The sequence below is a fragment of the Ruania halotolerans genome (assembly GCF_021049285.1).
Taxonomy (GTDB): domain Bacteria; phylum Actinomycetota; class Actinomycetes; order Actinomycetales; family Beutenbergiaceae; genus Ruania; species Ruania halotolerans.
The window spans coordinates 831,098-843,136 of the sequence record NZ_CP088017.1 but is presented as its reverse complement, the minus strand read 5'-3'; the positions used below and the strand labels follow the sequence as shown (position 1 = coordinate 843,136).

General features: G+C 69.5%; 12 protein-coding genes and 1 tRNA gene. 5 read left to right on the top strand and 8 right to left on the bottom strand.

The genetic code is table 11. The features are described 5' to 3' along the window. Positions 1-84: 84 nt before the first annotated feature. Positions 85-720: a LytR C-terminal domain-containing protein gene (locus tag LQF10_RS03650; RefSeq protein WP_231066142.1), complete on the bottom strand. Its 636-nt coding sequence runs from the start codon at positions 718-720 to the stop codon at positions 85-87. 29 nt (positions 721-749) lie between these two features. Continuing rightward, positions 750-1,049, bottom strand: a complete 300-nt coding sequence (locus LQF10_RS03645) for a DUF3263 domain-containing protein (protein WP_231066141.1) — start codon at positions 1,047-1,049, stop codon at positions 750-752. Between the two features lie 148 nt (positions 1,050-1,197). On the opposite strand from LQF10_RS03645, the gene LQF10_RS03640 reads away from it, so the two are divergent. Genes LQF10_RS03640 through LQF10_RS03630 form a run of 3 tightly spaced genes read left to right on the top strand, consistent with a single transcriptional unit; the run spans position 1,198 to position 3,000 of the window. After that, a complete protein-coding gene (locus tag LQF10_RS03640; RefSeq protein WP_231066140.1) occupies positions 1,198-1,893 on the top strand; it encodes a uracil-DNA glycosylase in 696 nt (231 codons plus the stop codon). A 47-nt stretch (positions 1,894-1,940) separates the two neighbouring features. Continuing rightward, a complete protein-coding gene (locus LQF10_RS03635; RefSeq protein WP_231066139.1) occupies positions 1,941-2,783 on the top strand; it encodes an SGNH/GDSL hydrolase family protein in 843 nt (280 codons plus the stop codon). Beyond that, positions 2,776-3,000 (top strand): hypothetical protein, encoded by a 225-nt coding sequence (locus tag LQF10_RS03630; protein WP_231066138.1) that lies wholly within the window; start codon positions 2,776-2,778, stop codon positions 2,998-3,000. The genes LQF10_RS03635 and LQF10_RS03630 overlap by 8 nt, the downstream gene beginning before the upstream one ends. Here the strand turns inward: LQF10_RS03630 and LQF10_RS03625 are convergent, their stop codons facing one another. The 6 genes from LQF10_RS03625 to LQF10_RS03600 form a co-directional block, all read right to left on the bottom strand. Beyond that, entirely contained in the window at positions 3,001-5,160 is a 2,160-nt protein-coding gene (locus LQF10_RS03625; protein WP_231066137.1) for a S9 family peptidase, read from the bottom strand. A gap of 21 nt (positions 5,161-5,181) precedes the next feature. Further along, entirely contained in the window at positions 5,182-6,042 is an 861-nt protein-coding gene (gene thiD / locus LQF10_RS03620; protein WP_231066136.1) for a bifunctional hydroxymethylpyrimidine kinase/phosphomethylpyrimidine kinase, read from the bottom strand. 40 nt (positions 6,043-6,082) lie between these two features. Continuing rightward, positions 6,083-6,158 (bottom strand) — tRNA-Thr (locus LQF10_RS03615). A gap of 78 nt (positions 6,159-6,236) precedes the next feature. Continuing rightward, positions 6,237-7,022 (bottom strand): DsbA family protein, encoded by a 786-nt coding sequence (locus LQF10_RS03610; RefSeq protein WP_231066135.1) that lies wholly within the window; start codon positions 7,020-7,022, stop codon positions 6,237-6,239. Between the two features lie 62 nt (positions 7,023-7,084). After that, positions 7,085-7,615, bottom strand: coding sequence for a hypothetical protein (locus LQF10_RS03605; protein ID WP_231066134.1), 531 nt, complete (start codon positions 7,613-7,615; stop codon positions 7,085-7,087). 56 nt (positions 7,616-7,671) lie between these two features. Further along, the gene (locus LQF10_RS03600; RefSeq protein ID WP_231066133.1) at positions 7,672-9,489 is read right to left on the bottom strand and encodes a serine/threonine-protein kinase; all 1,818 of its coding nucleotides are present in this window, start codon (positions 9,487-9,489) and stop codon (positions 7,672-7,674) included. Between the two features lie 151 nt (positions 9,490-9,640). Between LQF10_RS03600 and LQF10_RS03595 the strand changes: the two genes are divergently transcribed. Continuing rightward, positions 9,641-11,068 (top strand): alpha,alpha-trehalose-phosphate synthase (UDP-forming), encoded by a 1,428-nt coding sequence (locus LQF10_RS03595; RefSeq protein WP_231066132.1) that lies wholly within the window; start codon positions 9,641-9,643, stop codon positions 11,066-11,068. 27 nt (positions 11,069-11,095) lie between these two features. Next, on the top strand, positions 11,096-11,977 hold the full coding sequence (gene otsB / locus LQF10_RS03590) for a trehalose-phosphatase (RefSeq protein WP_231066131.1): 882 nt from the start codon (positions 11,096-11,098) through the stop codon (positions 11,975-11,977). The last annotated feature ends 62 nt before the right edge of the window (positions 11,978-12,039 follow it).

The following is a 12,039-nucleotide window of genomic DNA, read 5'->3' as shown; positions in this document are numbered from 1 at the left end:
CGCCCCTGACCCGGCTACCCGGTGGCAGCGCGCCACGTCTTCGCGACCGGACGCCGTCGTTCGCCGTGCATCTCCCTGGCCCCGTCAGTTCCCGAAATCGGGGCGAAGCACCACATAGATACCGTTCGGTGCGGCCGACTCACTCTCCACGAGGGCGTCGATTCCGAGCTCGGCACCAATCGCCTCGGCCTCCTCGGCCATCGACGCGTCGCGATAGTAGATGGTCGAGTCCGCCGGATCGTTATAGGCGTAGTCGTCAGCCACCACATTCGACCACCCGGCATCTGTCAGGGTGCCCGCAGTCTCTCCTGCCAAGCCGCCCACGCCAGCACCGTTGAGGACCCAGACGGCCAGGCCCTGGTCGAGTTCCACCGTCTCACTCGGCTCATCCGACGGTTCCTCGGAAGGATCATCGGTCTCGCCCTCGCCGTCGGTCGGATCTTCTGACGGTTCGTCGCCGGCGCCGGCGTCACCTGAGACATCCTCACCGGCCGCTGACTCACTCGCACCCGGGGTCGCTGCAGGACCGGGCGTGGAGTCACGGGAGACCGCCTGCACCACCACGAATGCCAGGACCGGTGCCAGCACGAGGACCACCAGGAACGGCAACGCCTGCCGCCACCGAGACACGGGCGCGCGATGGACACCCTGCGGGACGCGATCGGCACCCTGGACGTCGAACTCGTCCTCGTCGTAGGGGTAGGGATCGTGTGTGCTCACTGCGGCAGGTTAACGCGTGACCGCACTGCTCAGAGATCTGAGGCGAGGCGACGCGCGGAGCGTTCGCGCTGGCGCGTGCTGCGCATCCTGCGCAGGCGCTTGACCAGCATCGGCTCCGCGGCGAGCGCGGCCGGCTCGTCGATCAGTGAATTCAGGACCTGGTAGTAGCGCGTGGCCGACATGTCGAACAGGTCGCGGATGGCCGTCTCCTTGGCTCCCGCGTACTTCCACCACTGCCGTTCGAAGGCGAGGATCCCTGCGTCCCGCTCGCTGAGCTCGCCGATCTCATTCGTGCTGCTCGGCGTGGTGAGCGTGTGCGCTGCCGCCATCGGATGCCTCCTGGATACCTGCTTCGAACGTGTCCAACTTCGCTCATCCTAGAGGGAAACCACACGCGTGTCATTCGACCTCACCGGTGCGGGTTGTGATACTGACCATCGGCTGCTCCAGGCATCGATCGCGCCGTACGCTGACCGTGTGGAGAACTCGACAGCCCCACCGCAGCGCCCACTCACCGCACTCATCGATCCCGGCTGGGCCGCCGCATTGGCCCCGGTGGAGTCCGATATCCACGCGATGGGCGACTTCCTGCGCGCCGAGATCGCTGCCGGTCGCGGCTACCTCCCGGCCGGCGAGCACGTGCTGCGGGCATTCACTCGCCCACTGGACCAGGTCCGCGTGCTGATCGTGGGCCAGGACCCGTACCCGACACCAGGGCACGCGATGGGCCTGTCCTTCTCCGTGCAATCCCACGTACGCCCGATCCCGCGATCCCTGCAGAACATCTTCCGCGAACTCACCGAGGATCTCGGGGTTGAGGCGCCAGCCAGCGGGGATCTGACCGCCTGGGCCGATGCCGGGGTGCTGCTGCTCAACCGCAGCCTGACCGTGCGCCCGGGCGAGCCCGCCTCTCACCGCGGCAAAGGCTGGGAGCGGGTCACCGATGCCGCGATCCGAGCGCTCGTGGCCCGCGACCAACCGCTAGTGGCGATCCTCTGGGGGCGGGACGCGCAGTCGCTGCGCACTCTCCTGGGCGAGACCCCTATCATCGCCACCGCGCACCCCAGCCCGCTCTCCGCCTCGCGTGGGTTCTTCGGCTCCAGGCCGTTCTCCCGCGCGAATGCGCTCCTGGCGGAGCAAGGTGGCGCACCAGTGGACTGGACGCTGCGCTGAGGCGCAAAGACATGGCGCACGGACCCCGTTCGAGATAGGAAGGACGGGTGAGTGCGACCAAGCCCGTGATACCGACGCGGTACGTGGCGATCGGTGACAGCATGACCGAGGGCCTGTGGGATGAGGATCCGCACGCCCCGGGTGCGTTACGCGGCTGGGCTGACCGGTTTGCAGCCGGGGTCACCGCCCGGCGCTATGAGGACGGGCTCGAGCCCCTGGAATACGCCAACCTCGCAATCCGTGGGCGCCTGCTTGGCCCGATCCTGACCGAGCAGCTACCACTCGCACTCAGCGCCGCCCCGGACCTGGTCTCCATCGTGGGTGGCGGCAACGACCTGCTGCGCCCCGGATCGGATCCGGACCGCCTCGCCGTCGAGCTGGATCGCGCGGTCCGCACGGCCCGCGCCGAAGGCGCGCAGGTGCTCCTGGCCACCGGTACCGATACCCGTAACGCCGGGCTGCTGCGACGGATCCGCCCCAAGGTAGCGATCTACAACGCCCACATCTGGTCCATCGCGAACCGGTACGGCGCCCATGTACTCGACATCTGGGGGCTGCATCCGCTGCAAGACTGGCGGATGTGGGCCGAGGACCGGATTCACCTGAGCAGCCTCGGTCATGCCCGGGTGGCCGATGCCGCCCTGGTGGCCCTCGGATTGGATCCTGAGGACCGCGCCTGGCAGGTACCTCTCGGCCGCGCGCCAGCAACCCCGGCCACCCAGCAACTGCGTTCGGACGCGGCATGGGTGGCACGGGACGTGTACCCGTGGGCCGCTCGCCGGCTTCGCAAGCGCTCCTCCGGGGACGAACGAGCACCGAAGCGCCCCGAACTGCTCCCTGTGACCTTCCCCGGTTCCTCCCCCACTCCCTCGCACAACTCCGATGCCTGACGCCGAGGGCTTCGACTACACCGTGCGCAACGGTCAGGTGCAGATCACCCACCGCGGCCGCCCCGCCACGATGCTGCGGGGCAACCGCGCCGCCGAGTTCCTGGCCCGGGTGGAACAGGAGGATCCACAGGAACTCATGGCCCGACTGACCGGCAACTACAAACGAGGCAACGAGCGCACCGCCCGCAATCACCCGCGCAACCGCGGCTGGCGTTGATCACCCGACGGGCAGGTGCCGCTCCCACCAGCGCAGAATGTGCTCGAACCGTGCCACCCGGTGTTTCGGACGCCCGGAACGGCTCAACTCGTGCCCCTCACCGGGGAAGAGCAGCAACTCGGCCTCCACATCCCGCAGCCGAAGTTCGGTGAACCAGCGCTGCCCCTGCTCCACTGGGCACCGCCAATCCTGCTCGGAGTGGATCACCAGGGTGGGTGTGCGTACCCGGTCCACGTGCGCCATGGGGCTCTGCGCGGCGATCTGCGCCGGGTCGGTACCCAGGTAGGCGTGTGGGAAGAACCAGCCGATATCGGCTGAGCCCACGAAACTCACCGGGTCGAGGAACCCGCGCTCCACAATGGCCGCGGCGAACTGATCGGTCCGCGTGGTCAGCCATGCCGCCATGTACCCGCCGTAAGAGCCGCCGAGCACCCCCACCCGGTCGGCATCGAGTTGCGGGTGTTCCGCCAGCGCCGCATCCAGGAACGCGAGAATGTCGGCAGCGTCCCGGTCTCCGAACCCACCGATGATCGCCCGCGCATGCTCCTCGCCGTATCCGAGCGATCCCCTCGGGTTGCAGAACACGACGGCGTAGCCCGCCTGGGCATAGGTCTGCACCTCGTCGAAGAAGGTCGGGCTGTATTGGGCCGCGGGGCCGCCGTGGATGAGGAGGAGGACCGGGTGCGGGCCAGGAGCGGGCGGCAGTGCCACCCACCCGTGCACCGGGTAGCCATCCTTCGCCGTGGTCTCCAGTGCGATCGGTTCGAACACACCCGCCTCGGCGCGCAGCCGCGCGGAGAGGTCAGTGAGCTGCCGCGGGTCACGTCCGTCAGCTGGGAGCAGCCACAGGTCCCCCACGGAGTTCACGCCTGAGGCCGTCACCAGGGCGGCGCCATCGGTGCCGACGGCCGCCACCGCCGAGGCGTCCACAGCGCCGTCGAGGGCGACCGACAGATCCCCATCACGCCACCGGAGCACGGGGCCGGTTCCGCGGTCCACACCGACCAGCAGCACTCCCCCGGAGACCGGCTCGAGGACGCCTGCCAGGGTCTGCGTCGCGGGGTCGGTGAGCCGCTCCAGGCCGGTCAGCGCGGACCCGTCGAAGCGAGCCCGGTACAGCGCCGGTGAGCGGCCGACGAAGTCGATCCGGTCCGGGCCCTGGTCGGTGAGCAGCAACCACAGCTCACCATCGGGCCCGAACGCCGCCGCACCCGGCACGAGAGTCTCGACGTCGAGCACCGTGCCGGCCGAGTGCGGCTGCACCCGATGCAGCACCAGGTCCCCGGCGATCGCATCAGGACGCGCCCGCACGACCAGCACCGCGGAACCGTCCGGCGTCCACACCGGTGCGCGGTGATCCACCGGATCACTGGTCACCTGCGTGACTACGATGCCGGGTACGCCGAGCGGATCGGATGACCGCTCAACGCCCTTGTTCCGCTCCGCCTCGCCGTTCCGCTCAGGTCCGTCGTTCCGCCCAGGCTCGTCGTTCCGCCCAGGCTCGTCGTTCCGCCCAGGCTCGTCGTTCCGCCCAGGCTCGTCGTTCCGCCCAGGCTCGTCGTTGCGTCCAGGCCCGCCGTTGCGCTCAAACTCCCTCGCCGGCGGATCGGCCAGCGGGTCCAGCAGCGGATTGCCTGCGGCGGGCACATCCGCCACGAAGACGTGCTGCGGACGGTCACCGTAGAACCCCGCCCCGTCCATCCGGTAGGTGAGCCGGGTGATGTGGCGCGGTGCCTCCGCCTCGGAACCCACGCCGTCGGCAGTGCCATACCGTCCCTCCTCGGGGACCCGGGCCGTATACGCGAGGCGGGAGGAATCCGGCGAGAACACCGGCCGCCCGGACACCCCGTTCGGGTGCGCGGTGAGCACGAGGGGTGCACCGCCGTCGGACGGCAACAGGGCGAGCTGAGGTTTCTCGCCTTGGGCGGCGCGCACGAACGCGAGCCACCTCCCGTCCGGGGAGAACACCGGCTCGGAGTCGCCGGGCCCATAGGTGAATGGGCGCAGCGCACCACCGGTCAGTTCAAGGCGCCACAGGGCCGAGCGATACGAATCGGAGTCGGTATCGGGCTGCGCAATCGCCACCACGGCCCACGCACCGCTCGGGTGGACGGCAGGTGTGCCCGGCTGGCGGAACAGGTCCAGGTGTTCGGGTCGCATGGAGCGAGCGTAGACGGGTCGTCAGTGAGTCCGGACCTGAACGAGGTCGGCTGCCGCACGCTCCGATCCGGCCACGATCCGCACCGCGTCGAACGGGGCGTGGGAGGCGAGCCGGTCCAGGATGCCCTGGGTCACCAGCTGCTTGGCCACCCGCACGGCCTCGGTGATCTCGGTGCCCTTGGCGAGCTCCGCCGTCACGGCCGCGGCGAACGTGCACCCGGCACCACTGACCCGCTCCTGGCCGATCTTCGGCGTGCTCACCACCGTGGTCTGTGTTCCGTCGTAGAGCACGTCGACGGCGTCCGGCCCCTCCAGTTCCACGCCGCCCTTGGCGATCACGTACGCGGGGCCGAGGGCGTGGATGCGCCGGGCGGCCTCGATCAGATCGTCCACGGACTGGAGCCGCTCCATCCCGGCAAGCGTGCGGGCCTCGAACACGTTCGGGGTCACCACGGTGGCCAGTGGCAGGATCCGATCCTTCAGGGCGTTGTCGGTGTCCAGGGCGGCACCGGGCTCCTGCCCCTTGCAGATCAGTACCGGATCGAGCACCACGTGCCGCCAGGTGTGCTGAGTGAGGGAGTCCGCCACGGTCTCGATCGTGGCGGGCGTTCCGAGCATCCCGATCTTGACCACCTCTGGGGCGTGGGCGGCCACGGCGACCTCGATCTGGTCGGCGATCACCTGTGGATCCACCGGCACGAACCGGTGCCCCCACGCGTTCTTCGGGTCGAAGGAGACGATGCAGGTCAACGTGCCGAACCCGTAGGCACCGAGCGCCTGGAACGTCTTCAGGTCCGCCTGAATGCCGGCACCGCCGGTCGCCTCGGAACCGGCGATCACATAGGCGAGGGCAGGAGCAGGTGGTGTGGTTGTCTCAGTCACGGCCCTACCGTACGTCGTGGCTGCCCACAGGCAACCGGGATGGAGCCACCTGTCGGATTCGAACCGACGACCGTCCGCTTACAAGGCGGGTGCTCTACCAGCTGAGCTAAGGTGGCGCACCCGGCGCTGAGGCCGGGCGAGACGAGTCTGCCATCCCCGCCCCGCCGGGGTGAAACCGGCGGGGCGGGTTCGGCTCAAGCGGCGTCCTGAATCGCAGTCAAGAGCGTGCCTGGAACCTGCCAGTTCTCATCCCAGTCGTCGCCGTTGATCTGGATGGTGGGTGTGGACCCGATACCGTCCCGGCGCGCCTGATCAGAGGCCACCGCGATCCATTCGCGGTAGGTGCCCTCCGAGATGGAGTCGGCCGCCTCCTGCGGCACACCAGCGTCCACCGCGATCTGCGCGATCTCCTCATCGGTGAGACCGGCGGATCCCTCAGCCGGCTGGTTCGCGAACATCGCCGCCATAAAGTCGAGCGCCTGCTCGGGAGCCTCGGTGGCTACGGTGGCGAAGGCGTTCGCCGCACGGGTGGAGTACTCGGTGCCACTCGAGGCCCCGTCGAGGTAGTTGAGCGGGTGGTAGATCACGGTCGCATCGCCGCTGGCGGCAGCATCGGCCACATCTGACCCGTTGACCTCTTCGAAGTCGCCGCAGAACGGGCAGATGAAGTCGACATAGATGTCCACCTCGGGGGCGCCCTCATTCACCGAGCCCGCACCCTCGGCGCCAATGGAGATACCGCCGTGCAGGTCGGCGCCGGCTGGCGTCTCGCCCTCGAAATCCGACAGCAGCGTGCGGCCGGCCTGCTGGGCGATCAGGATGGCTGCCGTGGCGATGAGGGCCACCACCAGCACGATCACGCCGATCAGGATGCCGCGGTTGCGCTTGTCGCGCTTGGCATGGATCTTGCGGAGGCGTTCGGCCTCCAGGCGCGCCGCCTCGCGGCGCTCAGTCTTGGTCGTCTTGCTGTTCTGTGCCATGCGAAAGTCCTTGTCCGGCCGCCTCGAGCGGCCTGCGGGTCCGAGGTGAGGGGGTGAGGTGCTCAGACGAGCACCGGCGGACCCCGGCGCCAGACCGGCTGAACGAGCATGGACCGGAGCGCGGCTGTGGCCGCCCACGTCCGCATCCGGGGGCGAGGCGTGGCCGCGGCGCGGGTCACGGCCCGCGGAAGCCGGGTACCGAGGGCGGCCAGCACCTCGTGCGCGGTCCGTGCCGCGCGCGCCAGCCAATAGGTGAGGCCGGAGGCGGCCAGGTGAGCGGTCACCGCAGCGGCCAGGAGAGTTCCGAAACCTGCCACCACCGCGGCCGTGTGCGGGCCGTACCCGAGGGTCCCTGCGGGGCATTCGGCCACCGAACGCATCTGTGCGAGGTTCGCGGCAACGAACCCGATCATGCCCTCGGCCCGGACACACTCAGCCGGCAGAAGTACCCGGCCGAGCACCACCGAGAGCGCCGACCATCCCGTCAGGATCGAGACCAGCGCCGCCGGGGAGAGGGCACTCGGACCCCAGCCGGCACCGCGACTTCGCAGGCGCACGAGAGCGCGCGAGAAGGGAGCGGAGATACCGAGCATGGCTGCAAGGATACGCGGGCTTCGGCGTTCCGCCGAGGGGGCTGACGGCGCCACCCTCAGAAGAACTCCGTCGGTGGCGCGGGCGCCGGCGACCACTCCACCACGCCACCGCCCAGCAACAGGATCGCGAGCGCCGTCACGCCCACCCCGCAGGCGAGCAACACCCACACCGCTGCCGCCGCTCCCGGTGGGGCGATCCGGCGCAGCACCGAACGCTGCCCCTCGCGCGCGCTCGCACTCGAGGGCGTCCACCACAGCAACAGCAATGCGACCGCCACCGCGACCGGCACGAGGTACTCCATCGGCACGGTCTGCGCGCCGAGCACCCACACGATCACCGCACCGGCCGCCGCCACGATCACCCCGGGCAACGTCAGCAGGATCCCGAGCACCAGATGCAGAGGGTAGGAGACAGTGGCCATCGGCACGTCCCAGCGCCCCTTGCCGCGCCGCATCCGCCGCTGCCGAAGTGCGCGCCCAGCTGATCCCACCGAGCCGAACACGATCATCAGGGCCACGGCAGCGAGCAACACGAGCGAGGGGTACAGCGCACCGAGGAGGGCAAGAGCCGCGAACCACGCCAGAGTGAGCCCACTGCGAGCCGGTGCCGGCGTCGCCCAACTGGGCCACGCCGTCGGGGCACCGTCGGCATCCGCACCGGGCACCGGAGGGTCCACGCCCGGAGGCATCCCACCGAAGCCCACCATCTCACCCTGACCCGCCATACCGTAGGCAGGCCCAGGCGAGGGCGCCGGCAAATCCCAGCCGGCCGCCGTCGGGGGGTACTGCTCCCGCATGCCCTGCGGCATCACGGCGGTGTGCGAGAAGCCTGCGTCATGGGGAGTCCCGCCCGGGGCCCCAGGCGGGATGGTCGGCGGAAGCGGTCCGACCGATTCAGCGAAGGCGTCCTCATCACTGAAGTCATCGACGTCATCGACCCAGGACCCGTCCACCACATCGGTGCGATCGTCGGGATCCAGCCGATCCGTCGCCGCGACACTGCCAGCCGCGGCACCGGCACCGAAGGCGGCGGCATCGGATTCGCTCAGCAGTGAGGTCACCTCACGCCCGGCCGCATGATCGGCGAGCGCCTGCCGCACCGACGCAGGCTTCATCCGTCGCTCCGGATCGGGATGTAGTGCCCGGCGCAGCACTTGCGCCACCCGGGGCGCCAGCCCGTCGGTGTCCACCCGGCCCGATTCCACGCGCAACAACACCCCTGGGCCGCGCCCGAACGGGCCTCGCCCAGTGGCAGCGAACACGAGCACAGCAGCCCACCCCCACCAATCCCCCACGTGGCCGGGATCGGCTCCGCGCATCACCTCCGGATCCACATACCCGGGGGTCCCGGTGACCATTCCGGCGCGGGTCAACCGGGGATCGTCCGCGAGCTGGGAGATGCCGAAGTCGATCACCACGGGGCCGTCGTCAGTGAGCATCACGTTGCCGGGCTTCAGATCACGGTGCACCACCCCGACGGCATGGATCGCCTCCAGCGCCGTGGCCAACCCGTCGGCGAGCTCGGTGAGCTCCTCGGCATCCAAGGGTCCGTGCTCGCGTACGGACTCCTCCAACGATTGCCCATTGATCAACTCGGTCACGATGAACGCCTCAGCGGAATCTGCCTCGGCGTCCAGCACCCGCGCCACATGCTCGCCGCGCACCCGATGCAGGGTGGCGACCTCCCGGCGCAGCCTTTCCCGGGCGGCATCGTCGGCGCTGAATGCAGGATGCAGGAGCTTCACCGCGACGTGCCGGTCCTCGGCGTCCACGGCCTCGTAGACCGTGCCCATGCCTCCGGAGCCGAGCACGCGGAGCAGGCGGTAGCCGCCGACCTCGCGCATCGGTTCTCCGCCAGCGGCCTGCTCGCCCATATCCCGAACCTACGCCACCAGCGGCCTAGAGGCGGGGAGGGCACCACCCGAACGGGAGACTCCACCCGATGGGTGAACGTGGCGTGCGGCTGCCCGTCCCGCGCGGCGCCGGTAACCTGGAAGCCCGTCCTCGATGAGTGATGTAAGGAACATGAGCGGAACACACGAGTTCGTCGTCGTTGCCAACCGCCTCCCGGTCGACATCCGTACCGATGCCGACGGTGAGATCTCCTGGACCACTTCCCCCGGGGGGCTCGTCACAGCCCTCGCCCCGGTGATGCAATCCCAGGACGGCGCGTGGGTGGGATGGTCCGGTTCCGCCGACCAGTCCCTCGACCCCTTCGAGGCCGACGGGATGCAGCTCGTACCGGTCCCCTTGAGTGCCAAGGAGGTGACCGAGTACTACGAGGGCTTCTCCAACGCCACGCTCTGGCCGCTCTACCACGACGTGATCGTCGAACCACAGTTCCACCGGATCTGGTGGAACTCCTATGTGGAGGTGAACAAGCGCTTCGCCGAGGCGGCCGCCGGCGTAGCCGCGCAGTCTGCCACCGTGTGGGTGCAGGACTATCAGCTGCAGCTGGTACCGGAGATGTTGCGCCGGCTGCGCCCGGACGTGCGGATCGGCTTCTTCGACCACATTCCCTTCCCTCCCGTGGAACTCTTCGGTCAGCTGCCGTGGCGCCAGCGGGTGATCGAGGGGTTGCTCGGCGCGGACGTGATCGGCTTCCAGCGCACCGGAGATGCCGCGAACTTCCTGCGGGCAGTGCGCCGGTTCACCGATCACGGCACCCGCGGTCAACGGATCACCATCGGCCAGCATTGGAACCGCCCGGAGCGGCATGTGCGGGTGGGCACCTTCCCGATCTCCATCGACTCGGCGAAGGTGGATGCGCTCGCACGCACTGAGCAGATCGAGCAACGCGCTGCGCAGTTGCGCGCTGAACTGGGCGATCCGGACGTGCTGATGCTGGGCGTGGACCGCCTCGACTACACCAAGGGCATCCGGCACCGGATCAAGGCGTTCGGGGAGCTCGTGGCTGAGAAGAAGATGACCGTGCCACGCACGGCCTTGGTCCAGGTGGCCAGCCCGAGCCGGGAGCAGGTGGAGCAATACAAGACGCTGCGCCAGGAGGTGGAGGTGATGGTCGGCAATATCAACGGCGACCACGGCTCCTGGGGCCGGTCGGCGATCTACTACATGCACCACTCCTACCCGTTCGAGGAGATGGTGGCACTGTTCCGGGCGGCGGACGTGATGCTCGTGACGGCGTTGCGGGATGGGATGAACCTGGTGGCCAAGGAGTACGTCGCCGCCCGGCCCGATCTCGGTGGGGTCCTGGTGCTCAGCGAGTTCGCCGGGGCCGCGGACGAACTCGGCCAAGCCCTGCTGGTGAACCCGCATGACATCGAGGGGATGAAGGCGGCAATGATCAAGGCCGCCACGATGGCGCCGGCCGAGAAGCGGCGGCGGATGCGCACCCTCCGCAAGCGCGTCTTGGAAAACGACGTCCAGGGCTGGGCCCAGAAGTTCCTCGCGGTGCTGCAGAACATGCCGCAACGCTCCACTCACGTCTGACATCACTCACCGCTAAGGAGCATGCGCGTGCCGCACCCGGAGCAGCATCACCGCGATCGACCGGCCAGCGATCACGATGCCCCTCATCGCCCTGCCCCCGACGGCGTTCCTTCCGTCAGCGACGATGCGCTCGCCGTGGCGCTGCGCACCTTCGCCGAGCATCCGCAGCTTCTGGTGGCCCTGGATTTCGACGGGTGCCTGGCCCCGTTCGTCCAGGACCCGGCCGATGCCCGCCCGCTGCCGGAGGCGAGCGCCGCGCTGGAGGAACTCGCCGCGGCCGACAGCGTCCAGGTCGCGCTGGTCTCCGGACGGCCGGTGGAGGAACTCCAGCAGCTCTCCAGCCCACCGCCCGGTACCTGGTTGGTGGGCAGCCACGGCGCCGAGCAGGGCGAGGTGGACGAGACCGGCAGACTGCACCTGCTGCCGTTCTCCCTGACCGAGGACCAGGCGGGACTGCTGGCGGATGTCACGGCCGCCGTCGGGCAGATCGCGGCCGCGTACCCGGGCGCCTGGGTGGAACACAAGCCGGCCGCAGCGGTGCTGCACACCCGCGGGCTCGAGCCGGATGTGGCCGACCGGGCGCTTGCCGAGGCGCTGACTGGCCCGGGCAGCATGGATCAGGTGTGGGCCATGCGCGGCAATCAGGTGACCGAGATCTCCGTGGTGAACGTGAGCAAGGGGGCTGCGGTGACGGCACTGCGGGAACGCCTGGGCGTCCGTGCGGCCGTGCTCTATGCGGGCGACGACGTCACCGACGAGACGGCGCTGGCAGTGCTCGGCCACGGCGATGTGGGAATCAAGGTGGGTCCGGCCGAGACGGTGGCTCAGTACCGGGTCCCGGACGAGGCAGCCCTCGCAGCCGCACTCACCCATCTCGCCGTGTGGCGGACCTCACCCCAGCCCCGGTGAGTCTGTGTCAGAATAGGTCCGGCGCCGACCCCTGGTGCTGTGTCAGCGGAGACACTCTGACA